At 68.8% G+C, this 23,933-nt stretch carries 25 protein-coding genes; 9 read left to right on the forward strand and 16 right to left on the reverse strand.

The features are described from left to right. Positions 1-122 precede the first annotated feature (122 nt). The 3 genes from AORI_RS70250 to AORI_RS70260 all read left to right on the forward strand — a co-directional run bounded on the left by AORI_RS70250 (position 123) and on the right by AORI_RS70260 (position 4,239). The gene (locus AORI_RS70250; protein ID WP_016336163.1) at positions 123-1,064 is read left to right on the forward strand and encodes a serine protein kinase RIO; all 942 of its coding nucleotides are present in this window, start codon (positions 123-125) and stop codon (positions 1,062-1,064) included. Between the two features lie 345 nt (positions 1,065-1,409). Beyond that, positions 1,410-2,909, forward strand: a complete 1,500-nt coding sequence (locus AORI_RS70255; protein WP_016336164.1) for a DEAD/DEAH box helicase — start codon at positions 1,410-1,412, stop codon at positions 2,907-2,909. A 142-nt stretch (positions 2,910-3,051) separates the two neighbouring features. Further along, positions 3,052-4,239 (forward strand): 8-amino-7-oxononanoate synthase, encoded by a 1,188-nt coding sequence (locus tag AORI_RS70260; RefSeq protein ID WP_016336165.1) that lies wholly within the window; start codon positions 3,052-3,054, stop codon positions 4,237-4,239. Here the strand turns inward: AORI_RS70260 and AORI_RS70265 are convergent. Both AORI_RS70265 and AORI_RS70270 read right to left on the reverse strand, forming a co-directional pair. Beyond that, positions 4,205-4,687, reverse strand: a complete 483-nt coding sequence (locus AORI_RS70265) for a GNAT family N-acetyltransferase (protein WP_016336166.1) — start codon at positions 4,685-4,687, stop codon at positions 4,205-4,207. The genes AORI_RS70260 and AORI_RS70265 overlap by 35 nt on opposite strands. Before the next feature lie 33 nt (positions 4,688-4,720). Further along, positions 4,721-5,554, reverse strand: coding sequence for a S1 family peptidase (locus AORI_RS70270; RefSeq protein ID WP_043848291.1), 834 nt, complete (start codon positions 5,552-5,554; stop codon positions 4,721-4,723). A gap of 331 nt (positions 5,555-5,885) precedes the next feature. Between AORI_RS70270 and AORI_RS70275 the strand changes: the two genes are divergently transcribed. Both AORI_RS70275 and AORI_RS70280 read left to right on the forward strand, forming a co-directional pair. Then, positions 5,886-6,548, forward strand: coding sequence for a M15 family metallopeptidase (locus tag AORI_RS70275; protein WP_043848292.1), 663 nt, complete (start codon positions 5,886-5,888; stop codon positions 6,546-6,548). A gap of 76 nt (positions 6,549-6,624) precedes the next feature. Next, entirely contained in the window at positions 6,625-8,019 is a 1,395-nt protein-coding gene (locus AORI_RS70280; protein WP_016336169.1) for a mycothione reductase, read from the forward strand. A 34-nt stretch (positions 8,020-8,053) separates the two neighbouring features. On the opposite strand, the gene AORI_RS70285 is transcribed toward AORI_RS70280, so the two are convergent. After that, positions 8,054-8,530 (reverse strand): hypothetical protein, encoded by a 477-nt coding sequence (locus AORI_RS70285; protein ID WP_016336170.1) that lies wholly within the window; start codon positions 8,528-8,530, stop codon positions 8,054-8,056. A 90-nt stretch (positions 8,531-8,620) separates the two neighbouring features. Further along, entirely contained in the window at positions 8,621-9,868 is a 1,248-nt protein-coding gene (locus tag AORI_RS70290; protein WP_046199847.1) for a CynX/NimT family MFS transporter, read from the reverse strand. Positions 9,869-9,916: 48 nt separating this feature from the next. On the opposite strand from AORI_RS70290, the gene AORI_RS70295 reads away from it, so the two are divergent. Further along, positions 9,917-10,606: a FadR/GntR family transcriptional regulator gene (locus AORI_RS70295; protein WP_043848293.1), complete on the forward strand. Its 690-nt coding sequence runs from the start codon at positions 9,917-9,919 to the stop codon at positions 10,604-10,606. A 78-nt stretch (positions 10,607-10,684) separates the two neighbouring features. On the opposite strand, the gene map is transcribed toward AORI_RS70295, so the two are convergent. From map to dxr, 6 genes are all read right to left on the reverse strand, one after another. After that, a complete protein-coding gene (gene map / locus AORI_RS70300; protein ID WP_016336173.1) occupies positions 10,685-11,542 on the reverse strand; it encodes a type I methionyl aminopeptidase in 858 nt (285 codons plus the stop codon). Between the two features lie 23 nt (positions 11,543-11,565). Further along, positions 11,566-13,371 carry a penicillin-binding transpeptidase domain-containing protein gene (locus AORI_RS70305; protein WP_016336174.1) on the reverse strand — a complete coding sequence of 602 codons (1,806 nt, stop codon included), beginning with the start codon at positions 13,369-13,371 and terminating at the stop codon, positions 11,566-11,568. A 50-nt stretch (positions 13,372-13,421) separates the two neighbouring features. Beyond that, entirely contained in the window at positions 13,422-14,276 is an 855-nt protein-coding gene (locus AORI_RS70310) for a GNAT family N-acetyltransferase (protein WP_043848294.1), read from the reverse strand. A gap of 154 nt (positions 14,277-14,430) precedes the next feature. Further along, positions 14,431-15,582: a flavodoxin-dependent (E)-4-hydroxy-3-methylbut-2-enyl-diphosphate synthase gene (gene ispG / locus AORI_RS70315; RefSeq protein ID WP_073849032.1), complete on the reverse strand. Its 1,152-nt coding sequence runs from the start codon at positions 15,580-15,582 to the stop codon at positions 14,431-14,433. A 118-nt stretch (positions 15,583-15,700) separates the two neighbouring features. After that, on the reverse strand, positions 15,701-16,945 hold the full coding sequence (locus AORI_RS70320; protein ID WP_016336177.1) for a M50 family metallopeptidase: 1,245 nt from the start codon (positions 16,943-16,945) through the stop codon (positions 15,701-15,703). A 3-nt stretch (positions 16,946-16,948) separates the two neighbouring features. Continuing rightward, entirely contained in the window at positions 16,949-18,154 is a 1,206-nt protein-coding gene (gene dxr, locus AORI_RS70325; protein WP_043848295.1) for a 1-deoxy-D-xylulose-5-phosphate reductoisomerase, read from the reverse strand. Positions 18,155-18,249: 95 nt separating this feature from the next. On the opposite strand from dxr, the gene AORI_RS70330 reads away from it, so the two are divergent. Further along, positions 18,250-18,519, forward strand: coding sequence for a DUF2631 domain-containing protein (locus AORI_RS70330; protein ID WP_037342353.1), 270 nt, complete (start codon positions 18,250-18,252; stop codon positions 18,517-18,519). A gap of 12 nt (positions 18,520-18,531) precedes the next feature. Here the strand turns inward: AORI_RS70330 and AORI_RS70335 are convergent, their stop codons facing one another. Then, positions 18,532-19,143: a hypothetical protein gene (locus tag AORI_RS70335; RefSeq protein ID WP_016336180.1), complete on the reverse strand. Its 612-nt coding sequence runs from the start codon at positions 19,141-19,143 to the stop codon at positions 18,532-18,534. Positions 19,144-19,280: 137 nt separating this feature from the next. Here AORI_RS70335 and AORI_RS70340 point away from each other — a divergent pair, with 137 nt between their 5' ends. Continuing rightward, complete coding sequence (locus tag AORI_RS70340; protein WP_016336181.1) at positions 19,281-19,958, forward strand: peptidylprolyl isomerase; 678 nt, start codon at positions 19,281-19,283, stop codon at positions 19,956-19,958. Between the two features lie 31 nt (positions 19,959-19,989). Here the strand turns inward: AORI_RS70340 and AORI_RS70345 are convergent, their stop codons facing one another. The 5 genes from AORI_RS70345 to AORI_RS83530 all read right to left on the reverse strand — a co-directional run bounded on the left by AORI_RS70345 (position 19,990) and on the right by AORI_RS83530 (position 22,477). Further along, entirely contained in the window at positions 19,990-20,241 is a 252-nt protein-coding gene (locus AORI_RS70345; RefSeq protein ID WP_016336182.1) for a hypothetical protein, read from the reverse strand. 11 nt (positions 20,242-20,252) lie between these two features. Continuing rightward, on the reverse strand, positions 20,253-20,726 hold the full coding sequence (locus tag AORI_RS70350) for an SMI1/KNR4 family protein (protein WP_016336183.1): 474 nt from the start codon (positions 20,724-20,726) through the stop codon (positions 20,253-20,255). A 34-nt stretch (positions 20,727-20,760) separates the two neighbouring features. Continuing rightward, the gene (locus AORI_RS70355) at positions 20,761-21,651 is read right to left on the reverse strand and encodes an SMI1/KNR4 family protein (RefSeq protein WP_016336184.1); all 891 of its coding nucleotides are present in this window, start codon (positions 21,649-21,651) and stop codon (positions 20,761-20,763) included. A gap of 157 nt (positions 21,652-21,808) precedes the next feature. Continuing rightward, positions 21,809-22,267 carry an SMI1/KNR4 family protein gene (locus AORI_RS70360; protein ID WP_123798577.1) on the reverse strand — a complete coding sequence of 153 codons (459 nt, stop codon included), beginning with the start codon at positions 22,265-22,267 and terminating at the stop codon, positions 21,809-21,811. Between the two features lie 27 nt (positions 22,268-22,294). Then, entirely contained in the window at positions 22,295-22,477 is a 183-nt protein-coding gene (locus AORI_RS83530) for a hypothetical protein (RefSeq protein WP_123798579.1), read from the reverse strand. Positions 22,478-22,796: 319 nt separating this feature from the next. Between AORI_RS83530 and AORI_RS70370 the strand changes: the two genes are divergently transcribed. Then, positions 22,797-23,885 (forward strand): acyltransferase family protein, encoded by a 1,089-nt coding sequence (locus AORI_RS70370; RefSeq protein WP_016336187.1) that lies wholly within the window; start codon positions 22,797-22,799, stop codon positions 23,883-23,885. The last annotated feature ends 48 nt before the right edge of the window (positions 23,886-23,933 follow it).

A 23,933-nucleotide genomic window follows, 5' to 3' on the forward strand; every position in this document is an offset into this window, starting at 1 on the left:
AGGTGCCTCGTGCTGATGACTGTCCGGGGCCTTGGCCGCCCCCATCCACTCGCCCCTCGCGGCTGAGCGCGGAGCCACGACGCTCGCCCGGTGGGGCATCCCTGATCTAGGAGAACCCACCAGTGCGCAAGCACGATCTCGAAGAGTCTTACGAACAACGTCCTCGCCGCACCCGTCGTGCCCGTTTCGACGACGAACCCGAACCCACCCGAGGCGGACGGCTCACCGAAGCCGAACGTGTCCGCCTCGCCCGGTTGCGGGAGGACGCCTACACCGAGACCGCCATCCCCGACGGCGCCGACCGCTGGAGCACCTGGGGAGAAGCGGAGCAAGGACCGCTGCCGCGCCCGGACTGGGTGATCACCGAACTGGCCGCGGTCGACACCGAACTCGGCATCCTCAAAACCGGCAAGGAGGCGGACGTCCACCTCGTCCGGCGCAACCTGCCCGGCACCGAAGGCACCGTGCTCGCCGCCAAGCGGTACCGCAGCGGAGAGCACCGGCTGTTCCATCGTGACGCCGGCTATCTCGAAGGCAGGCGGATGCGGCGTTCGCGGGAGATGCGGGCGATGGAGTCGCGCAGCAGCTTCGGCCGCAACCTCATCGCCGAACAGTGGGCCGTGGCCGAGTTCGGCGCGCTGAGCAGGCTCTGGTCGGTCGGCGCGCCCGTGCCGTATCCGGTGCAGCGCGACGGCACCGAACTCCTGCTGGAATTCCTCGGCGAGGGCGAGACCGCCGCGCCTCGGCTGGCACAGGTCCGGCCGGAGCCCGAACAGTTGCGGGAACTGTGGTTCCAGACCTCGGCGATGCTGGAACTGCTGGCGTCGCAGGGGCTCGCGCACGGTGACCTCTCGGCGTACAACCTGCTCGTGCACCACGACCGCATCATGGTGATCGACCTCCCCCAGGTGGTCGACATCGTCGCCAATCCCGGCGGGCTGGAGTTCCTCGCGCGTGACGTGCGGAACATCGCGACGTGGTTCCACTCGCGCGGATTGCCGGAGCGGCTCACGGCGGTGCCGGAACTGATCGAGGAGTTGCAGGAGATCGCCGGACTCCGCTGACCGTCCACAGTGTCTCGAAGGGGTCTTTCCCGGCACGATCACGCCGGGAAAGACCCCGCGGTGGAGACCCTGCCCACAATCGGTCCCTCCAGTTGGGAGGCCGGATAACGGTCCGGTACAGTAGTGACAGACCGCAACCGGCGGCGTGGATGAGTTGGTGTCCGTCGCCTCCAAAGCCAACCGAATGGCTCGCGGTATCCGTATCAATCCATTGGCGCGCGGTGTCACGCAGACGCGGTGTGCCGGGTTCGTCCCTGTGAACGCCCATCTGTGCACACCATCTTGCCCTGCCTGCGTGCGGGCAGCCCGGGCCTCCTTGCGACGTGCCACGTCCGAGAGGCATTTGTGACAGTCACGTTCAACTCCGGCCACGTCTCACCGTCGGCGCGTCAGCACCGCAAGCCGCGCACCCGCCCCGCGGGTGACGCGATGCTGCGCGAAGACGCCGTCGAGACGGTCAAGGCGAAGACCTGGGCGGAACTCGGCCTTCCCGACCCGCTGCTGCGGGCGCTGGCCGACGCCGGTATCACCTCCCCGTTCCCGATCCAGTCGGCGACCATCCCCGACGCGCTCGCCGGTCGCGACGTGCTCGGCCGCGCCCAGACCGGTTCCGGCAAGACCCTGGCCTTCGGCCTCGCGATGCTGACCCGGCTCAACGGCGGCCGCGCCCGGCCGAAGCACCCCCGCGCGCTGATCCTGGTCCCGACCCGCGAGCTGGCCATGCAGGTCGCCGACTCGCTGACCCCGCTGGCCAAGGCCCTGGGCCTGTGGTGCCGCACCGCCGTCGGCGGCATGGCCTTCACCCGCCAGGCCGACGCGCTTTCCCGCGGCGTCGACCTGCTGATCGCCACCCCCGGCCGGCTGTCGGACCACGTCCGCCAGGGCACCGCGTCGCTGTCCGACGTCAACTTCGTCGCGCTCGACGAGGCCGACCAGATGGCCGACATGGGCTTCATGCCGCAGGTCCGCGAGATCCTCGACCTGACCCCGGCCCGCGGGCAGCGCCTGCTGTTCTCGGCCACCCTCGACGGTGACGTCGACCGGCTGGTCCGCGCGTACCTGACCGACCCGGTCACGCACTCGGTCGCCCCGTCGACCGCGAGCGTCACCACCATGGACCACCACGTGTTCCAGGTGTCGCACCAGGACAAGCAGGACATCATCACCGAGATCGGCGCCCGCGAGGGCCGCACGATCATGTTCGTCCGCACCAAGCACCACGTGGACCGCCTGACCGAGCGTCTGCGCGAGAAGGGCGTCCACGCGGCCGCCCTGCACGGCGGCAAGACCCAGGGCCAGCGCAACCGCGTCCTCGCGGACTTCAAGGAGGGCTACGCGCCCGTCCTCGTCGCCACGGACGTCGCCGCGCGCGGTATCCACGTCGACGACATCTCGCTGGTGCTGCACGTCGACCCGGCCGCCGACCACAAGGACTACCTGCACCGCGCCGGCCGCACCGCGCGCGCCGGGGCGTCCGGTGTCGTGGTCACGCTGGTCACCCACGACCAGCGCCGCATGGTGCGCCGGATGACCGACCGCGCCGGTGTCCGCGCCGAGCAGACCACCATCCGCCCGGGTGACGCCGAGCTCGCCCGCATCACCGGTGCGCAGCAGCCCAGCGGCGAGCCGGTCGTGGAGCGCCGTCGTGAGTCCCCGCGTCGTGGCGGTGGCCGCGGCTACGGTGGCGACCGCGGCGGTTACCAGGGCTCGCGCGAGGGTCACGGTCACCGCGAAGGCGGCCGTCCCGGTGGCTTCCGCGGCCGTCCGCGTCGTGGCGAGGGCGGTGGCGGCAACGGCCGTCCGCAGCGTCCGGGCGGGCGCCCGCGTCGCAGCTACGACAGCTGAAGTGACTGAAGCCGGTTCCTCCGGCGGCTAGTGCCATGAAAGGTCCTTTCCTTGCAAAATTTGCAAGGAAAGGACCTTTCATGGCGTTCGGAGTGGGGACCACCACGTCCATCGGGAAACGGCGGATGGGAGACTGCGGGACGTGACTTCTCCCGGCCCCGCCTCCCAGAACCTCCCGCCCGACCAGGTCTTCGACTGGCTCGACGTGGAGGCGGAGAAGCGGGCCGAGGCCGGGCTGGTGCGCAAGCTGCGCATCCGGCAGGCACAGGAGCCGGAGCTGGACCTCGCCGGGAACGACTACCTCGGGCTCGCCAGGGACAAGCGCGTCGCCGGTGCGGCGGCCGCGGCCGCGCTGCGCTGGGGCGCGGGGGCGACCGGCTCCCGGCTCGTCACCGGCACCACCGAAGTCCACGCCGAACTCGAGCACGAACTCGCCCGCTTCTGCGGTACGCAGGCCGCGCTGGTCTTCTCGTCCGGGTTCACCGCGAATCTCGGCGCCGTCACGGCCCTGTCCGGCGCGGATTCCGCGATCGTCACGGACAAGTACATCCACGCCTCGTTGATCGAGGGCTGCCGCCTGTCCCGATCGGACATCGCCGCCGTCGCGCACAGCGAGCCGAACGCCTTCAAGCACGCGCTGGCGACCCGCCGCAAACCGCGTGCCCTCGTCGTCACCGATTCCGTGTTCTCCGTCGACGGCGACATCGCCCCCTTGGAGCAGCTCGCCGGTGTCTGCCGGGAGCACGGCGCGTCGCTGCTCGTCGACGACGCGCACGGTTTCGGCGTCCTCGGCGAGGGCGGCCGCGGCGCCGTCCACGCGGCGGGGCTCTCCGGCGCGCCGGACGTCGTCACCACGATCACGTTGTCGAAATCCCTTGGGGCGCAAGGCGGAGCGGTGCTCGGGCCGCGTCGCGTGATCAGGCATCTCGTGGACACCGCGCGCAGTTTCATCTTCGACACCGGGCTCGCGCCCGCCAGTGCCGCCGCCGCGCTCGCCGCCCTCACCGCGCTGAAGGCCGAGCCGGAGCTGGCCACCAAGGTCACCGAAGCCGCGGGAAACCTTGCGATGCAACTGAAATCGGCCGGCTTCCGGGTCAGTCTCCCGGACGCCGCGGTGATCTCGGTGCAGGCGCCGTCGCCGGAATCCGCCGTCGCTTGGGCGGCCGCCTGCGCGGATCAGGGTGTGCGTGTCGGCTGCTTCCGGCCGCCGTCCGTGCCCGACGGCATCTCCCGCCTGCGCCTGACCGCGCGGGCCGACCTCACCGAGGCCGACGTGGACCGCGCGGTCGCGGTGATCACGGCCGCGGCGCCTCCCGGCGCCACATCGTGAGGTGCGGGATCCCGTCTTCCATGAACTCCTCGCCCTCGACGACGAAGCCGTACTTGGCGTAGAACTTCGTCGCGTACGTCTGCGCGTCGAGGACGCACGGCGCGTCCCCGATCCCCGCGAGGGCGGTCTCCATCAGCCGTCCCGCGAGCCCCTTGCCGCGTGAGCGCACGGCCGTGCACACCCGGCCGATGCGGAAGGTGCCGCCGGCGTCCTGCAACACCCGCAGATACGAGTCGACGGCGACGGAACCGCCGATCCAGAGGTGCCGCGTGCCGGGCAGGAGGTCACGTCCGTCGATCTCGTGATAGGCGCAGTCCTGCTCGACGACGAACACGTCCACGCGCAGGCGGAGGATGCCGTGCAGCTGTGCGGCGGTGATCTCGTCACCGGCGACGGACAGCGGGAACGACGTGGTCTCGATGATCGGGGTGTCGGTGCTCACGCCCACTTGTTAGCACATCGGACGGGAAGAAGGCACCGATCAGCCGATCAGGCCCCGGCTCTTCTGCTGGGAGATCTCGTTCGCGAAGTGGGATACGCGGGTGTAGACGCCGGGTTTGCCCGCCTTCGCGCAGCCCTCGCCGAACGACACGATCCCGATCAGCGTGTCGCCCACCATGAGCGGCCCGCCCGAATCGCCCTGACAGGCGTCGACGCCGCCCTCGGGATAGCCGGCGCACACCATGTCGCTCGGGTCGTAGCCCGAGTACGCGGTGCGGCAGGTCTTGTCGCTGACCACCGGGACGACCGCGCTGCGCAGGTAGTCCGACCGCGCGCCGCCGTCGGCGACCCGGCCCCAGCCGAGGACCGTCGCCTTCGTGCCTTCTTCGTACAGGTCGGCGTTGCCGTTGTCCGCGACCTTCGCGGGCCGGTACGGCAGCTGACCGCTGACCGTCATCACCGCGATGTCGTCACCCTTGCCGGGATCGCCGTTGTAGTCGGGGCTGACCCAGATCCGCGAGACACGCAGCTCGACGCCGTCCCGCGAACGTTTGTCCTCACGTCCCGCCACCACGCGGACGTCGGCGCGTTTGACCGCGACCGCGCAGTGCGCCGCCGTCGCGACCGTCGTCGAGCTGACGATCACCGCGCCGCAGTACTGGTTGCCGCTCCGGTCGGCCAGGTAGACCGCGTACGGGTACTGCGAGACCGAGGCCTTGCCACCGCCCACGATCCGCGGCTGGGCCGCCTGCTCCGGGCCGCTCACCGCGCTGTCGTCCGCCGACGCGCTGTTGACCGCGACCGGCACCATCACCGCCGTCGCGAGCACCGCTCCGACCGCGAGCAGCAGCGTGCGACGTGACTTCTTGGGCATGTTCTGTCCCTTCACCGGGGCGTACGTACGGTCAAACCCTGGGAAGTCATTCGACTCCAGCGCGTACACAAGCGATCGCGAATACCCTAATCGGAGAAAGCCCGATGCGGTGTCACTGAAACGGGTGGAACTGTGCTCACCGAACGCATCTGTCACCCTGGACGTCGTGCGGGCTACGGCGACGATTCTGGCGGCTGCGGCCCTTCTGCTCTCCTCGTGTTCGAGCCCGGTGGCCGGCCCTCCCGCCGAAACCTCTTCCGCCACAACGGCTCCGGCCACGTCGGCCCCGCCGCCGGCACCGGTCTGGCAGGTCGGCGCGAAGCCGCTTCCCTTGCGCCGTGACGGTTTCGGGCAGATCCTCCCGACTCCTCCCGTGCTGGCGAACCGTTCCCTGCCGACCACCGACCTGCTTCCCCCACCCGCCGGGAACCGGTTCGCGGGCACGGTGAATCCCGTCCCCGCCGAGGTTCTCGCGCGCAGCACCTGGCAGGCGGCCTGCCCGGTCACCGCGGGCGAACTGCGCTATCTCACGTTGTCGTTCTGGGGTTTCGACGGCCGCGCGCACACCGGGGAAATGCTCGTGAACGCGTCGGTCGCGAACGCCGTCGTCACCGTGTTCGGGCGGTTGTTCGCCGCGAAGTTCCCGATCGAGGAAATGCGCGTGACCGCTCCCGCCGAGCTCACCGCTCCCCCGACGGGTGACGGGAACAACACCACCGCCTTCGTCTGCCGTCCGGCCCGCGGCCTGGCGAACTGGTCGGCGCACGCCTACGGGCTCGCGATCGACGTCGACCCGTTCTGCAACCCGTACACCAAGGACGACGTCGTCCTGCCCGAGCTCGCGTCGGCGTACCTCGACCGGGGAAACCGGCGGCCGGGGATGATCACCGCCGGAGATTCGACGGTGGCCGCCTTCGCCGCGATCGGCTGGACCTGGGGCGGCTCCTGGACGACGCCGACGGACCGGATGCACTTCAGCTCCACCGGCCGCTGAACCGGGAACAACCGGCCGCCGTGACAAGTTGGCTAGAGTCGGAACCACCCCCGCTCCCGCCGCAAAGGAAGACAGCGTGCCCCACTACGACCTGGTGATCGTCGGTACCGGATCGGGCAACTCGATCCTCGACCCGCGTTTCGCGGACTGGAACACGGCGATCGTGGAGAAGGGCACGTTCGGCGGCACCTGCCTGAACGTGGGCTGCATCCCGACGAAGATGTTCGTGCACGCCGCCAACGTCGCGGCCACCCCCGCCACGTCGTCGAAGTTCGGCGTCGACGAGGAGCTGACCGGCGTCCGCTGGCGCGACGTGCGCGACCGGATCTTCGGCCGGATCGACCCCATCGCCGAGGGCGGCCGCGAATACCGCGCCGGGCACGAGGACAACAAGAACGTCACCGTGTACGAGGGCGAAGGCCGCTTCACCGGGCACAAGGAGCTGCGGGTCAGCTACCCCGACGGCCGCCCCGCCGAGACGATCACCGCCGACAAGTTCGTGCTCGCCGCCGGCGGCCGGCCGGTGATCCCGGACATCCCCGGCCTCGCCGACACCGGCTACCACACGTCCGACACGGTGATGCGGCTCGACGAGCTGCCGTCGAGCATCGTGATCCTCGGCGGCGGGTACATCGCGGCCGAGTTCGCGCACGTCTTCGCCTCGTTCGGGGTGGACGTGACCGTGGTCAACCGCTCCGGCGCGCTGCTGCGCTCCGAGGACGACGACGTCAGCGCCCGGTTCACCGAGCTGGCCGCGCAGCGGTTCGACGTCCGGCTCGACCGCAAGACCGTGCGCGCGCGCAAGACCGCGTCGGGTGTCGCGCTGGACCTCGAAGGCCCGCAGGGCGCCGAGACCGTCGAGGCCGACGTGCTGCTGGTCGCGACCGGCCGCACGCCGAACTCCGACCTCCTGGACGTCGCCGCCACCGGTGTGACCACGGGCGAGCGCGGGCACGTCGTGGTCGACGAGTACCAGCAGACCGTGGTCGACGGGATCTACGCGCTCGGCGACATCTCGTCGGTCTTCGAGCTGAAGCACGTCGCGAACCACGAGCAGCGCGTGGTGCAGCACAACCTGCTGCACCCGGACGAGCGGATCGAGGCCGACCACCGGTTCGTCCCGCACGCGGTGTTCACCTCGCCGCAGGTCGCCTCCGTCGGGCTGACCGAACGCGAGGCGCGCGAGCGTGGCGTGTCGTACGTGACGTCGCATCAGGACTACGCCGGTATCGCCTACGGCTGGGCGATGGAGGACACCACCGGCTTCGCGAAGCTGCTCGCCGACCCCGCTACCGGGCAGCTGCTGGGCGCGCACATCATCGGCCCGCAGGCGTCTTCGGTGATCCAGCCGCTGATCCAGGCGATGAGCTTCGGGCTGGACGCGAAGAGCATGGCGCGCGGGCAGTACTGGATCCACCCGGCGATGCCGGAACTGGTCGAGAACGCCCTGCTGAACCTTCCGCTGGACTGACCCCCAACCGCGTTTAGTTCTCTAAATGCGCCTCTTAGACGACGCGGTCGCAAGCGCGGGCGCCGTTCCGCGCCGCGAGCGCGCTCACCGCGTTCATCTCGGTGTCCGAGGCACCCATCAAGGCGGCCGAGCGGGCCCCATCCCCTGAAAACCGCTCGGCTGCCTCGACGTAGCGGCGGATCGCCGCCAAGAACTCCTCCCGCGCCGATGCCGCCCCTCCCGGCACCGCGCGGACCCCCGTCGCCCCCTTGAGGACGTCCTTGGCGTCGTCCACCTTCACCGCGACGTAGTGCTGCCACTTGCGCAGCTCCGTCGCGGCCTCCCCCTCCGGATCCGGCCAGTAACGCTGGATCTCGGCGCCACTGTCCTTCCACACCCGCACGCACACCCGGTCCACGGCGCGGTAGAACTCCAGCGACGAGATCGCCGCGGGCGCCCGCTCCGGCACCAAGGTGACGCACACCGCGGCGAAACACGCCAACGCCGTCCCGTACGCCAGTCCCTCGACCACGCCGCCCCCAGAACCGAGTTTTTGAACAGGTTCAACTCGCTCAGGCTATGGCTCCGCCCCGGGACGGGTCAAGAAGTTTTTTGAACGCGTTCAGACGAAGCGGCGACGGCCGGCGAAGGCACCGAAGGTCATCTGCGCGGCGAAGACCGCGAGCATCATGATCCAGGGCACGGTCCAGCCGTGGGTGAGATCGTGAAGCAGCCCGAAGAGGAACGGCCCGACGGCCGCCATCAGGTAACCGATGCCCTGCGCCATCCCCGACAGCCGCGCGGTGTCCTCGCCGGTGCGCGCCCGCAGCGCGATCACCGTCAGCGCGAGCGAGAACACGCTCATCCCGAGCCCGATGAGGAGGCACCAGAGCAGCGGCGAGGCGGCGGGGGCGACCATCATGCCGACCATGCCGACGAAGCCGGGAACGCCGAGCCCGACGATCCACGGGCTCTGGCTCTTGTGCCGGGCGGCCATCGGCGCCACGACGAGACTGATCGGGACCGCGATGAGCGAGATCAGCCCGAGCAGCAGCCCGGAATCACCCTTGCTCACCCCCGCGTCGATCATCACCTCCGGCAGCCAGCCCATCACGACGTAGGCCAAAAAGGCCTGAGTGCCGAAGAAAAGCGTGACCATCCACGCAAGGGGGCTACGCAGGAGCGATCGCCCGCTACCCTGCTTGCCTGCCTCGGCAACGGGCGCACGTCCCGCACCGCGGGCTGCGAGAATCCAGACGAGGAGTGCGAGCACCGCCAGTACCGACCAGGCGCCGAGACCTTGGCGCCAGCCGCCGAACGCGTTCTCCAAGGGAGGGGTGAGCGCGGACCCCAGGGCGCCCCCGCCCTGCAGAGCGGCGGTGTACACGCCGGTCATCATGCCGACACGCGCCGGGAAGGAGTCCTTGATGACGACCGGGATCAGTACATTCGCCAAGGCGATTCCCGCCGTGGCGACCAGGGTTCCCCCGAGCACGACGTACGGTCCGTCGATCACGCGTAGCACCAGGCCGACGGCCAGCACCGAAAGCGCGGACGCGATGGCCGCGCCGATGCCGAACCGGCGGGCCAGCAGGGGCGCGGCGAGCCCGGCGGCGGCGAAACACAGGCCGGGGAGCGTGGTGAGCACGCCCGCCCAGGTCGCCGTGGCGCCGAGGTCGTCGCGCATCTCGCCGAGCATGGGGCCGATACTGGTGATCGCGGGCCGCAGGTTGAGGGCAACCAGGATCACCGCGACACCGAGCAGGACACCGCCGGTGATCACTCCCGGCCGCCACTCCGTTTCGATCGAACCTTCGAGTTCAAGGCTTTCATCGAACGGGGACACGGATTCTCGAGAGTCGACACGCACGTCGGCTAGTATCACATACATAGGATGATTGGATGAAGGGACAACGCTGTGCCATTGGCCACCACGCGCCGTGCCGGCCTGGTCGATCAGGTCATCGAGCAGCTGCGTGACGCCGTCACGCAGGGAGAATGGCCCATCGGTCAGCGGATTCCGACGGAACCAGAGCTGGCCGGGCAGCTCGGCGTCGGGCGCAACACCGTCCGCGAGGCCGTGCGCGCGCTCGCGCACACGGGGCTGCTCGAAGTCCGCCAGGGCGACGGGACCTACGTGCGGGCGACGAGCGAGGTCTCGGGCGCCATCCGGCGGCTGTGCGGTTCCGAACTGCGCGAGGTGCTGCAGGTGCGGCGCATCCTCGAGGTCGAGGGCGCCCGGCTCGCGGCCGTGGCGCGGACCGAGGAGGAGGTCGTCGAGCTGCGGTCCCTGCTCGAACGCCGCAACGCCGAGCTGCGCGAAGGCCATTGGGAGGATTTCGCCCGCCTCGACGCGGAATTCCACTTCGCGGTCGTCCAAAGTGGACATAACACCCTGCTGACCGAGATGTACCGCGGGCTCACCGAGGTGATCACGGCCAGCGTGGCCGCCACGTCGAACGTGACACCGGGCCGCGAGTATCTGCCGGAGATAGGGCATGAAGGCCTCGCCGAGGCCATCGCCGACCGCGACGCCGACCGGGCCGCCAGCGAGGCGTGCGGTTTCCTGGACGAACTCCTGGCCAGGGTGGAGCAGGACGAGAGCTGAAGGGGACTTTCCCCGCATAGGACGCAGCAAAGGGGCCCTTCACCGCATCGCATGCGGTGAAGGGCCCCTTCAGCCCGCCTACGGCAGCGTCAGGATTTCGGCGCCGTCCTCGGTCACCACGAGGGTGTGCTCGAACTGGGCCGTCCACTTCTTGTCCTTGGTGGTGACGGTCCAGTCGTCGGCCCAGATGTCGTAGTCGATGGTGCCGAGGGTGATCATCGGCTCGATCGTGAAGGTCATGCCCTGCTCGATCACCGTCTCGACGGACGGCTCCTCGTAGTGCAGCACGGTCGGCGCGGTGTGGAACGCCGGCCCGACCCCGTGCCCGGTGAAGTCCCGCACGACCCCGTAGCCGAACCGCTTCGCGTAGGACTCGATGACCCGGCCGATGACGTTGAGCTGCCTGCCGGGGCGGACGGCCTTGATGGCGCGCATGGTCGCCTCGCGCGTGCGCTCGACCAGCAGCCGCGCCTCCTCCGAGACGTCACCCGCCAGGAACGTCGCGTTGGTGTCGCCGTGGACGCCGCCGATGAACGCGGTGACGTCGATGTTGCAGATGTCGCCGTCCTCGATCACCGTCGAATCCGGGATGCCGTGGCAGATCACCTCGTTGAGCGAGGTGCAGCACGACTTCGGGAACGCGCGGTAGCCGAGCGTCGACGGGTACGCGTGGTTGTCCAGGAGGAACTCGTGGATCACCTTGTCGATGTCGTCGGTGGTCGCGCCGGGTTTGACGGCCTTGCCGCCCTCCTCCAGCGCCTGCGCCGCGATCCGGCTCGCGACCCGCATCGCCTCGATCACCTCGGGTGTGCGGACCCCGTTGCCCGTGTCGCGTTTCGGCGCCGGCCGGTCGACGTACTCGGGACGGGCGATGCTGGCGGGGACGGCTCGCCGCGGCGTCTGGACGCCGGGCTTCAAGGGGGAGCGAACGGACATGGGCCCAGCCTACGACCTGGTGGCTAACCGAGCCCCGTCAGGAAGCGCTGGGCGGCCTCGACCGCGGGCCTGGACGTCCCCGCGTCGGTCGTCAGCACCGCGAAGGCCAGGTCCCCGGTGTAGCCGACGAACCAGCCGTGCGAATGCGTGCCGTCGCCGAACTGGGCCGTCCCGGTCTTTCCCCGGACGTCCGCCAGGGGCTTGAGCAGTGTCGCCGTGCCGTCGGTGACGACCTCGCGCATCATCCCGCGCAGCGCGTCGAGCACCTCCGGCTTGATCGGTTTGCCGAGCCCGGACGAGGTGGTGGCCATCCCCCGCACCAGCGTCGGCACCGGGACCTTGCCCGACTGGACCGTCGCGGTGGCGACGGCCAGGCCGAACGGGCTCGCCACCACGGTCCCCTGGCCGAACCCGTTCTCCGCGCGCTGCGCGACGGTGTTCGCCGGCGGCGACGAACCGGTGATCGTGGTCAGGCCGGGGATGACGAAGTCGGCGCCGATGCCGAGATCGCGCGCGGCGTCGGTCAGCGCGGCGGGAGGCAGGTCGGTCGAGAGCTTCGCGAACGTCGTGTTGCAGGACTTGGCGAACGCAGTGGAGAGCGGGACGACGCCCAGGGCGAACTTGCCCTCGTTCGGCACCGTCCGGTTCTCGAAGGTGGCCGTGCCGGGGCAATCCACCGGGCTGTCCGCCCGCACCGTGCCCGCGGACAGCGCCGCGACGGCGGTGGCCATCTTGAACGTGGAGCCCGGCGGGAAGCGGCCGGTGAGCGCGATCGCGCCCTGCGGGTCCGCCGGGGCGTTCTGCGCCACCGCCAGCAGCTCGCCGGTCGACGGCTGGATCGCGACCAGCGCGGACGCCGTCGGCACCGGGGCGAGCGCCCGCTCCGCCGCACCCTGCGCCTTCACGCTGAGCGTGCTGACGACCGCGGGCGCCGGTTTGGGGTGTTCGGAGTGCAGGTCGACGATCTCGCCGCCGCCCGTGTCGAGGGTGACGACGCGCCAGCCCGCCGAGCCCTCCACCTGGTCCTCGACGAGCGACCGGACCGCGGGCAGCACCTGCTTGCCGAAGTTCTTGTCGTCCGGCAGCAGCCTTTCCTGCTGGCTGAACCGGACCCCGGGCAGGTCGTAGATCTCGGGCTTCACCTCTTGGTAGCTGTTCGCCCGCAGGCTCACGACCGGATAGCCGGAGCCGGGTTTGAGCGTCTTCACGCCGTCGCGGATCGACTGGCCGGTCACCGACGCCTCGAACCGGTTGAGCGCCGCGCCGAGTTTGTCGGTGACGGCGACCAGATCGCCCGCCTTCGCCGGGTCGAGCACGACGCTGACGACCGTCTGCGGGCGCAGCAACGGCGTCCCGTCGCGGTCCAGCACCGGCGCCAGATCCGGCGGGTCCGCCTTCAGCGCGATGCTCTGCTGCGCGGCCAGCTGCGGATGGAGCGCGGTGGGCAGCCAGCGCACCTTCCAGCCGTCCTGCGTGGAATGGACCTGAGCGTCGGCCTTGTAGGTCCAGACCCGGCCGCGCGGCAGGTTCCAGCTGAGCTGATAGGTCGCCGTCCCGTTGTCCGCGCCGGACGCGTGCCGGACCTGCTTGTCCACGATCTTGATCGACTCGGGGGAAAGCGCCTTCCGCGCCATCTCCAGCGACTCGCGCGCGGCGTCGGGCGAATCGGTGAAGGAGGCCGCGGCGGCGACGTCACCGGAGGAGAGCCCGCCGAGGAAACCCGTGATGGCGTCCTCGGGCCCGGAATCGGCGAAGAGCCCGCACCCGGCGGCCGAGAGGCCCACCATCCCCGCGAGCACGACGACGGCGACACGACGACCTGCAGGCATGCCCCGGATCCTGCCAGCCCGGGCACCGTCCACCGGGATGCAACGCCGATCTAGAACAGAACCGTCGCGTACTGCCCGACCTGCTGGAAGCCGATCTTGCGATAGGCGGCGAGCGCCGGGCTGTTGTAGGCGTTGACGTACAGGCTGGCCGTGCGGCCCATCCCGCGGACGAGCCTGGTCACCACGGACGCCGTCCCGGCGGTGCCGAGACCGCCGCCGCGGCGTTCCGGATGCACCCAGACCCCCTGGATCTGGCCGACCGTGGAGGACATCGCGCCGATCTCGGCCTTGAAGACGACCTCGCCGTCTTCGAAGCGCGCGAACGCCCGGCCGCCGGCGATCAGCTCCGCGACGCGGGCGCGATACCCGGCGCCACCGTCGCCGTTGCGGGGGTCGACGCCGACCTCCTCGACGAACATGGCGATCGCGGCCGGGAGATAGCGGTCGAGTTCCTCCGGGCGCACCGCGCGGACCAGCGGATCGGCGGCGACGGACGGGATCCCGTCGAGCGCGAGCAACGGCTGGTCGTGCCGGACCTCCCTGGCGGGGCCCCATTCCGGCTCGAGTTCGTCCCACAGCCCCAGCACCTGCTCGGCCGGGCCGACCAGCGACGAGCAGCTCCGCTGACGGCGCAGGGCGCGATCGGCGAAGGAACGCAGAGCGGAGGCGTTGCCGCGCAACGGGATCAGGTTCGGCCCGGAGAAGCACAGCCCTTGGAGCCTGCCCGCCCGGACGGGACGGGAGTCGGCGGCCCAGAGCTCGCCACCGAGCCGCCAGGGGTCGAGACCCGCGGTCTCCACCCTGGCACTGACCATGCAGCTGCCGACCGGGTCTGTGGCGAGCGCGGCACGGACCGCGGGATAGTCCCGATCATCGAGCAGCCGTGCACCTGCAAGCCGCAACACCACTCCAGGGTGCCAGATGAGCGGCGTAAACGGAACGCAAGCTTCACGACACGCTGAGAGAACTTCGGCAGGTCGGGGCCGCCAAGTGCAAGGAACGGTCCTTTCCTCGCAAATTTTGCGAGGAAAGGACCGTTCCTAGCGTGGTCTCGACCAGTCAGCCGACCGTGACGGTGGGCTCTCCCTCGCCGATCGTCTGACCCGACTCCTCGGCGATCCGCATGGCCTCTTCGATCAGCGTCTCGACGATCGCGTGCTCCGGCACGGTCTTGATGACCTCGCCCTTGACGAAGATCTGGCCCTTGCCGTTACCCGACGCGACACCGAGGTCGGCCTCACGCGCTTCACCGGGGCCGTTGACGACGCAGCCCATGACCGCGACGCGCAGCGGGACCTCCATGCCCTCCAGACCGGCGGTGACCTGCTCGGCGAGCGTGTAGACGTCCACCTGCGCGCGGCCGCACGAGGGGCAGGAGACGATCTCGAGCTTGCGCTCCTTGAGGTTCAGCGACTGCAGGATCTGGATCCCGACCTTGACCTCTTCCACCGGCGGCGCCGACAGCGAAACGCGGATCGTGTCGCCGATGCCCTGCCGCAGCAGCGCGCCGAACGCGACGGCCGACTTGATGGTGCCCTGGAACGCCGGACCCGCCTCGGTGACCCCGAGGTGCAGCGGGTAGTCGCACTGCTCGGCGAGGATCTCGTACGCGCGCACCATGACCACCGGGTCGTTGTGCTTCACGGAGATCTTCACGTCGTAGAAGTCGTGCTCGGCGAACAGCGACGCCTCCCACAGCGCCGACTCGGCCAGCGCCTCCGGGGTCGCCTTGCCGTACTTGTCCATGATCCGCTTGTCCAGCGAACCCGCGTTGACGCCGATCCGGATCGGGGTGCCGTGGTCCTTCGCGGCCTTCGCGATCTCCTTGACCTGGTCGTCGAACTTGCGGATGTTGCCCGGGTTCACCCGGACCGCCGCGCAGCCCGCCTCGATCGCGGCGAAGACGTACTTCGGCTGGAAGTGGATGTCGGCGATCACCGGGATCTGCGACTTCTTCGCGATCGCGGGCAGCGCCTCGGCGTCGTCCGCCGAAGGGCACGCGACGCGCACGATGTCACAGCCCGCAGCGGTGAGCTCGGCGATCTGCTGCAGCGTCGCGTTGACGTCGGAAGTGAGCGTGGTGGTCATCGACTGCACCGAAATCGGGTGCTCGCTGCCGACGCCCACCGGCCCGACCTGCAGCTGTCGGGTCTTGCGACGCTCGGAGAGGACGGGAGGAGGAAGCGCTGGCATACCAAGAGCGACAGTCACGCCGTCAAGCGTACCTACCCCGATCGGCGGACATCCACGACGTCAGCCGTCACGGTGAGCAGCATTACCTGGGCAGCCCAATGATGCTGACAGCGCGCTCCGTCACCGCCGTCGGGCGTCACTGGAACAGCTTGACCGGGTTCACGATGTCGGCGGTGACGGTGAGCAGAGTCACCGCGCCGCCGATGAAGACGAGCACCATCGTGACCGCGGACAGCTTCGTGTAGTCGACCGGTCCGCCCGCCGCCTTGCCGCGCAGCTTCCGGATCCAGTCGCGGACCCGCTCGTACCAGACGACCGCGATGTGCCCGCCGTCGAGCGGGAGCAACGGCAGCAGGTTGAACACGCCGATGAAGAAGTTCAGGCTCGCCAGCAGGAGCACGAAGATCTCCCACAGGCCGCGCTCGGCGGCCTCGCCACCGATCCGGCTGGCGCCGACGACGCTGACCGGGGTGTTCGGGTCGCGCTCGCCGCCGAAGATGGACTCCACCACCGCGGGGATCCGCGAGGGGAACTCGATCAGCCGCTTGGCGGTCTCGGAGAACATCGTGCCGGTGAAGCTGAGCGTCCCGCCGATCGCGTCGACCGGGCCGTAGGTCAGCAACGGCGGCGCGGTGTTCTGGATCGGCGAGGCGCCGATCATGCCGACGTCCTTGACCGTGGTGTTGTTGGAGGCGTCGGCGACCAGCCGCTGCACGCGCGGCACGTCGACGGTCAGGTTCAGCCGCTGCCCGTTCCGCTCGACCACGAACGGCGTCGGGCCGTTGGCGACCTGGACGGCCGCGAGCATCTCGCGCCAGGTCTTGATCGGCTTGCCCGCGACGGAGACGACCTTGTCGCCCGCCTGGAGACCGGCGGTCTTCGCGGGGGTCGGGGCGTCCGGCGGGCAGGTGGTGTCGTTCAGCTGCTCCACCGTGGTGGCCGCGCGGGCGCAGGACGTGGCGCTGATCACGGCCTCGGTGGGCGCGGCCTGCGCGGCCGGGTTCGGCAGGCCCATCGTGACGGCCATCAGGTAGAGGATGACGAAACCGAGGATGAAGTGCATCGCCGAACCCGCCGACATGACGACGGTGCGCTTCCAGGTCTTGAAGCGCCACATCGCGCGCTTCGACTCTTCCGGGGTGACCTCGTCGAGCGCGGTCATGCCCGCGATGTCGCAGAACCCGCCGAGCGGGATCCACTTCACGCCGTACTCGGTCTCGCCGCGGCGGAAGGAGAAGATCGTCGGCCCGAAGCCGATGAAGTAGCGCCGGACCTTCATGCCGAAGGCCTTGGCCGCCCACATGTGACCGGCTTCGTGCAGGGCGACGGACAGGCAGATACCCAGCGCGAACAGCACGATCCCGAGAATGAACCAGAGCACGCGCTACTTCCCCTTACCGATCAGCGCACCGGCACGCGCGCGAGCCCAGCGCTCGGCAGCTAGTACGTCATCCACGTCGCGAGGTTCACGACGCCATTCGTCGGCGGCTTCCACCACCTGGGCAATAGTGTCCACAATCGAGGTGAAGCCGGTGTTCTGTGCCAGGAAGGCGGCCACCAGCTCCTCGTTCGCCGCGTTGTAGACCGCCGGGACGCAACCGCCCACGGTCCCGGCGTGCCTCGCCAGCTCGACGGCCGGGAACGCCTCGTTGTCCAGCGGCTCGAAAGTCCAGCTCGCGGGCTGGTCCCAGACGCACGCGGCCGCGGCGCCGGGCACGCGGTCCGGCCAGTGCAGCGCCAGCGCGATCGGCAGCCGCATGTCGGGCGGGCTGGCCTGGGCGATCGTCGAACCGTCCACGAAGGTCACCATCGAGTGGATGATCGACTGCGGGTGGACGACCACGTCGATGCGGTCGGTCTCGATGTCGAACAGGAGCTTCGCCTCGATCAGCTCCAGTCCCTTGTTGACCAAAGTGGACGAATTGATCGTGATGAGCGGGCCCATGGACCAGGTCGGATGCGCCATCGCCTGCTCGACTGTGACGTCGGCCAACTCCGCGCGCTTGCGCCCCCGGAACGGCCCGCCGGAGGCGGTGAGCACCAGCCGGGCGACCTCGGACTCGCGGCCGGCGCGCAGGGCCTGCGCGATCGCGGAGTGCTCGGAGTCCACCGGGACGATCTGGCCCGGCTTGGCCGCGGCCAGCACGAGCGGCCCGCCCGCGATCAGCGACTCCTTGTTGGCCAGCGCCAGCGTGGCGCCGGTGGCGAGCGCGCGCAGGGTCGGCGGGAGCCCCTGGGAGCCGGGGAGCGCGTTGAGCACGACGTCGACGGGGGTGGCGTCGATCATCTCGACGACCGCGTCGGCCCCGGCGAAGATGCGCGGGAGCTTGAAGTCGCCGCTGGAGTAGCCGTGCTTCTGCGCCTCGGCGTACAGCGCGAGCTGGAGGTCTTCCACGGCCGTCGGCCTGCTGATGGCGACGGCGTCGACCTGGTGCGCCAGAGCCTGCGCGGCCAGCGCGGCGGGGTCGGAGCCGCCCGCGGCGATCCCGGCGACCCGGAACAGCTCCGGGTTGCGGGCCGCGACGTCGAGGGCCTGGGCGCCGACCGATCCGGTCGAACCGAGCACGAGCACACTTCGCGAGGTAGTCATCGGGGCTCATTGTCGCTTGGGGCCCGTCGGGCGCGTGCAGCCAGGTGTGGGATCATTCGCGGGCAAGCGAACCATCGGGTTTTGAGGAGTTGATCGTGGCGAGCAAGGCGGTCGAAAAGCGCGGCCGGGTGGGCGTCGACACCGTTGACCCCCGCGACGAGCCGTCGGCCGAGTGGGGCTGGCACGGTTCCTTCCCGAAGGCGACGCGGATCGCGGGCTGGCTGAGCGCGATCATCCTGCTGGTGATGCTGTACGGCAACCACCACGGCTGGACCGAGAACCTGTGGCTGATCGGCCTGTCGCTGCTGATGATGTTCGGGCTGGTGCTCGACATCCGCAAGCAGCGCACGGCCTGGCGCAAGTAGGTCCTTCACGGCTCAATGGCCCTTGTCCACCTTCGTGGGCAGGGGCCATTCGCCGTTCTGGGCCCACAGCTCGTTGACGATCTTGACCGCGTCACCAGCCTCGACCCCGTAGCGGTGCCGGTACTTCGCCGCCGGCCGCTGGACCGCCGCGGCGACGTCCCCGATGGCGACGTTGTTCCAAGCGCCGTTCGGGTAGAACTGCCGCATCACGGCGAGGAACCGGCCGGTCGCCCACACCGGGTCGGTGCGCTGCTCGAAGGAGCCCCAGCTCGCGCGCTGCTGGAAGAGCCCGACCGAGTCGCCGAGGCCGCCGTCGAGGTTGGCGATACTCGACTCGACGATCACCGTCGCGATCGCGATGGCGGCCGCGCGATCGTTGAGCCCCGATCTCTGCACGGTCTCGACGATCACTCTGGCGCACGAGGTGTTGTACGGGTTCATGTAGCCGCGCATCTTGGTGGCGAGCTGCTGGTTGAGGCTTTGGGCTGAGTCGGTGTCGTCGGCGGACGCGCCCGCCTGGGCGCACGGCAGGGCGATGTGTTCGACCTGGTCAGGCCGGATCTCGGTGGGCGGGAGCGCGACGAGCGAGAAGGCGAGGTACGCGGCGGTGAGTGAGCTCAGCATGTGCGGTGACCGTTCGGTGCAGGTGGTCGTGAGTGGCGATTCGTGTTCTAACCCGAATCGCCACTCACGACCACCCGGACGGCACCCCCGCGTGAACGGCTACCCGACGACCATCCTTTTGGGTTAGGTTCCCCCTCATGAAGCTGCGCTGGGGTGTCACCGCTGTCGTTTCCGCTCTCGCCGCCGTGTTCCTGCCCGGTGTCGCCACCGCCGCGCCCGCGTCCTCGGCGTCCTTGCCGATCGTGCGCTGCGAGTTCACGCCGACACCGGAAAACCCCGCGGCCCGTCCGGTCCTGCGCCCGCTCCCCTTCGCCCTGACCCGCGGCACCGTCGACGTCACCTTCCGCTTCAACTACGGCCCGGTGACCGTGCGCCTGAACCGCGCCGGCGCCGCCCCGTGCGCCGTCCACAACCTGGCGAGCCTGGCCCTGCAGCGCTTCTACGACCGCAGCCAGTGCTGGCGCCTGACGAACTCCTCGCGCCTCGGCGTCCTGCAGTGCGGCGACATCTACGAAGCCGAGAAGGGCGGACCGGGCTACAAGTTCGCGGACGAGGTCGACGGCACCGAGACCTACGACCGCGGCACCATCGCCATGGGCAACCAGGGCCCTGGCACGAACGGCAGCGAGTTCTTCATCGTGCACTCGTTCGCGAACATCCCGAAGAACTACTCGGTGATGGGCAAGGTCGTGCGGGGTATGGAGGTGCTGGACCGGATCGTGGCTGCCGGGATCATCCCGACGGATCCGAACGGGCCTGCCGACGGGCTGCCCGCGAAGCCGGTGAAGATCCAGAAGGCGACCGTGGGATTCTGAGGCGGCTGCCGTCCAGTCTTACGGAAGCGGATCAGAGCCGATCGATTTCGATCCCCTTTGAGTCAATGATCGCGTAGTCGCCGGGATAGGGAACCCACACCCCGATCCCGTTGGACCAAGAGACGATCTCAAGCGAGGCCACGTTGGCGATCGCGGTCCGGAGGAAGACCGCCTCACCATCTCTCAGGGAGAAGGTAGTTCCTACCGGTTCGAAGCACACCTCGGCGCTTTCCCCTTGCGCCGCAGCGAACTTCAGATCTACAACCTGGCCACCCTCACTCATTTGACTCCACGTCACTCCTGGCCGCCAAGGAGCCCGAGGAACTCTCCGAAATCGCGGGCGACCCGGCGGGGGACTCGATCTTCGTCGATGTAAACGACAGCAGGCTCATCGCCGCTTCCACAGTCGCGATAGTCGAGCATGACCGCGTCATGCCCGCCGGAAGGCATATCGAAGAGCACTATTCCGATATCCGGGTATCCCCACTCCGAAATCAAGTCCCGGCTGCCGCGCCCGCCGCTTGAGTCGATGCCATGGTCACCACCGATTCCGAGCAGCGATCGCACCTCGAAATGATCGTCCGCCCACGAAGTCGGGAACGACGTCGGACACAGTCTGCGGCGGAGGAGCCCGCCGTTCATCCGACGCAAGATGTCCAAGTAGGACGACGGGAGACGATACCCGAGTCGTTCCTCGGCCTTGCTGATCAACGCATCGTCGACAGCCGGGCCGGTGAACATGTCCTCACCTGCGAACGGTTCGATCACCGTCTTCCTCTCCAGACCACTTGCTCGGCCGAGCTCAGACAGATTCCTGAGAAAGGACGAACTCGGCGATCTCCTTCTTCCGGAGTATCCTCCAAACCGGATCCCCCGTCACCGACGCGAGCCAATCCGCGAAATCGACACCGTCGCCGCGAAACCACCACACCGCACGGCTCCCGAGTGACCGCAGGTCCGCATCCACACGACAGCGGAACTCGAAGCCGACCTGTGAGTACTCTGCGTGCTCACCGTCGGCGTCGACGATCTCCATCTGCCGCACGAACCCCACCGCGAACATCGGCTCGGAGCCCCAGTTCACTTCGCCGTACTGGAAGAGGAAACCGTCGGTATCAACGCCATCGGGTACGGCGAACCCGATGGCTTCGAAGCAACGGACGGCTGCCACGACCTCGTCGACGGTCGGGGGCTTGCGGCGTGCTCCGGGTAGTCCGAGGAGGTCCTGCGCGACGCTGCCCGCAGAGCCGACGGGAAGTTTCACCCTTCCTCGGTACAGAGATCGGGCACACAACGCGAGAGCGAAAGATCCGAAATCGTCACCCAGCTTCTCCGAAGGCTCGTTGTGATGAACCCATCCCAGGACCGGGTACTCGCCGGCGTCATTCGGCTGCGAGGAGTCGAGGGCCACCACCCCGCCCATCCCGTCGAACGCCACCAAGATCAGTTCGGCGGGCATCCCGTAGTCCCGGCGCATCTCCAAGGTCTCGGTGAGGGGCCCGATGAACTCCTCTCCCGCAACGTCCCAGGTGCCGAATTCCTGGAGTAGGCGGCGATACGAGTGAGGGAGTGCGGCGCCCAGAGTTCGTTCCGCGGCGCTGATCGTCGCCTCGTCCCAACCGTCGGCATGGTTCGAGATGTCTTCATTCGCGCGGATCAGTTCGATCAGCCGCTCGCTCGCTTCGACACTCATTCGATGACCTGGCCCCCCACCTCAGCGTTGTCGGACACGAAGGTGCCTCCGCACAACCCTGCGGCTACATCCCGCGACAGATGCACGAGGGTTCCGTTGCCGAGATCCGGCGACGACACCTTTCGCACGATGGCATGGACACCCAGGGCAACTTGGTTCACGAGTCACACCCAAGCCCGTGCCGAACCAGGAAATCGAGAAAACCGGGCGCCTCACGTTCGCGCAGGCCATCGTCGTGCGATCGGAGATCGACCGCTTCGTCACACTCGGTTCCCGTCAAGGTGAAGCCCCACCAATCCCCGGTACCGACCGGGGCCACCGCGAGGAATCCGGTCTCCCGCAGGGAGTCGCGATTGACCGAGACGAGGTCTTCTGCTCTCGGGCCTGGCGCGACGACCGGCAGCAGATCGACGAAGAGGAACGCGCCGCCGCCATGTCGCACCATGAATTCCTTGTACTGCCCAGGAAGGCGAACATCGAGCTCCTGCTCGACTCGCTCGATCTCCTCCTCGGACGAACGCCATGAATCGAAAGGAAAGAAGCCTTCGGGGTAGTCCTGAGTCCGCAACCCCTCCCTGGTCCGCAGCACCAGGGCATCGAACTCACCGAACTCCATAACCGTCCACCACCTCTTGCCGACCACTCACGACTTCACACATTCGACCAGTCTCACGGGCTCCCGTTCCCCCGACCTCAACAGCTTGAGCATGAGTTCACCGGACTCGTTCACACGTTGCCCGAGCCTGCCGCTTTCGTCGACGACCTCGCCGCCGTGAACGACCCCGGCCGCCATGACGACCACCAGCGACAGAAGTTCATCGAGCACCTGTGCACGAGAGCGGGCCTCCGCGAAGACCGACCACCGCCCCGGGATCTCGGCAGTGACCGTGGCCACACGAGCGACCGACGCCATTCGCGGTTCGTCGACACACCACGCCTCATAGTCGACCGCCATAAGTCACTTCCCTTCCCGGCATTCAAGAGCAGCAAGTCACGCAAGCTGGAAAATCTCCAACAATAAGCCCGCCACGAGAGACCGGCGGACACAGAAAACACACAGCCCCCTCACAGGAACCAGTATTTCACCCTTTAGAGTGACGCGTCCGCATCGGCCCGACTACCGGTGACGCTCCTGGGGGTTCAGAATGATGACGCACGAGCAGTACCTGTCCACGAAGAGATTCCCGGCCCTCGACGGGCTGCGCGCGATCGCCGCGCTCCTCGTGGTGGTGTTCCACTACGGAGGACCGTCGTGGGCCATGGCCAACGGGTGGATCGGCGTCCACCTCTTCTTCGTACTTTCCGGCTTCCTGATCACCACGCTGGCACTGCGCGAAGAAGATCGAAACGGCAGGATCTCGCTCGCGAACTTCTATATCCGTCGCGCGTTTCGCATTCTTCCGGTGTATTTCGCAGTCCTGGGCATCATCGTGGTGTTCACCTATCTGCGCGGCCAGTACACATCCAGCGGGCTCGCCGGAGCGATGCCGTACTTCTTGACCTTCACCAACGAATTCGCCCACAACGCACCTTTCGGGCAATCGTGGACGCTGGGGGTCGAGCAGAAGTTCTACCTCGTCTGGCCGTTCCTGGCCTTCGGTATCGCGGCGTTGAGCTTCCCGAAGCGGCTGGGCCTGGCGATCGGCCTGATCGCACTCATGATCGCCCTGATCCCGGTGATGCCGTACGCCGGCGCCTACTCGCCCATCATCATCGGTTGCGCGCTCGCCATCGGCCTCCACTACCGCAAGGGCTTCGCGGTCCTCCGCGTCTTCACGCACCCCATCGCCTGCTTCGTCCTGCTCGCGATCCTCGTCGTCCTCCAGATCCACATCACCGACATCGAGGCCTCCTTCCAAGACGGCGGCACGATCGGCGGCACCACGTACGCGGTGCTGGTCGCGCTGTTCATCACCTCACTGATCCCTCGCGGCCCGATCGCCTGGCTCTTCTCCACCCCTCCGATGCGGTTCATCGGCGAGCGGTCGTACTCCGTGTACCTCCTGCAAGGGGTGGCGGCCACCGTGGTCGCGCTGTCGATTCCCCAGCTGAGCACCCACCGGACCCTGACCGCGATCGCCGTCACCGTCGTCGCCCTCGTCATCTCCGACGTCCTCTACCGCTGGGTCGAGGTGCCGATGATCGAGGTCGGCCGCAAACTGGTCGCCCGGCGCAGGCCCGCACCGCCCCGTCCCACGATCCGGGAAGCCGAACCCGCCCTGGCCAGCGGCTGAGCGATTCGGGCGGATCACCCTTGTGCGGGTCCGGTAGTCTGGTCGCCA

The sequence above is a fragment of the Amycolatopsis keratiniphila genome (assembly GCF_000400635.2).
Lineage (GTDB): Bacteria > Actinomycetota > Actinomycetes > Mycobacteriales > Pseudonocardiaceae > Amycolatopsis > Amycolatopsis keratiniphila.

What these genes read in the sequence shown, in the direction of transcription:
- AORI_RS70270 (WP_043848291.1), bottom strand. Translation starts at nt 5,554, where the DNA reads ATGCCCAAGAAGTCACGTCGCACGCTGCTGCTCGCGGTCGGAGCGGTG.
- dxr (WP_043848295.1), bottom strand. Translation starts at nt 18,154, where the DNA reads ATGACTACCTCGCGAAGTGTGCTCGTGCTCGGTTCGACCGGATCGGTC.
- AORI_RS70355 (WP_016336184.1), bottom strand. Translation starts at nt 21,651, where the DNA reads ATGAGTGTCGAAGCGAGCGAGCGGCTGATCGAACTGATCCGCGCGAAT.
- AORI_RS70345 (WP_016336182.1), bottom strand. Translation starts at nt 20,241, where the DNA reads ATGAGTGAGGGTGGCCAGGTTGTAGATCTGAAGTTCGCTGCGGCGCAA.
- AORI_RS70335 (WP_016336180.1), bottom strand. Translation starts at nt 19,143, where the DNA reads ATGCTGAGCTCACTCACCGCCGCGTACCTCGCCTTCTCGCTCGTCGCG.
- AORI_RS70305 (WP_016336174.1), bottom strand. Translation starts at nt 13,371, where the DNA reads ATGCCTGCAGGTCGTCGTGTCGCCGTCGTCGTGCTCGCGGGGATGGTG.
- AORI_RS70340 (WP_016336181.1), top strand. Translation starts at nt 19,281, where the DNA reads ATGAAGCTGCGCTGGGGTGTCACCGCTGTCGTTTCCGCTCTCGCCGCC.
- AORI_RS70370 (WP_016336187.1), top strand. Translation starts at nt 22,797, where the DNA reads ATGATGACGCACGAGCAGTACCTGTCCACGAAGAGATTCCCGGCCCTC.
- map (WP_016336173.1), bottom strand. Translation starts at nt 11,542, where the DNA reads ATGTCCGTTCGCTCCCCCTTGAAGCCCGGCGTCCAGACGCCGCGGCGA.
- AORI_RS70360 (WP_123798577.1), bottom strand. Translation starts at nt 22,267, where the DNA reads ATGGAGTTCGGTGAGTTCGATGCCCTGGTGCTGCGGACCAGGGAGGGG.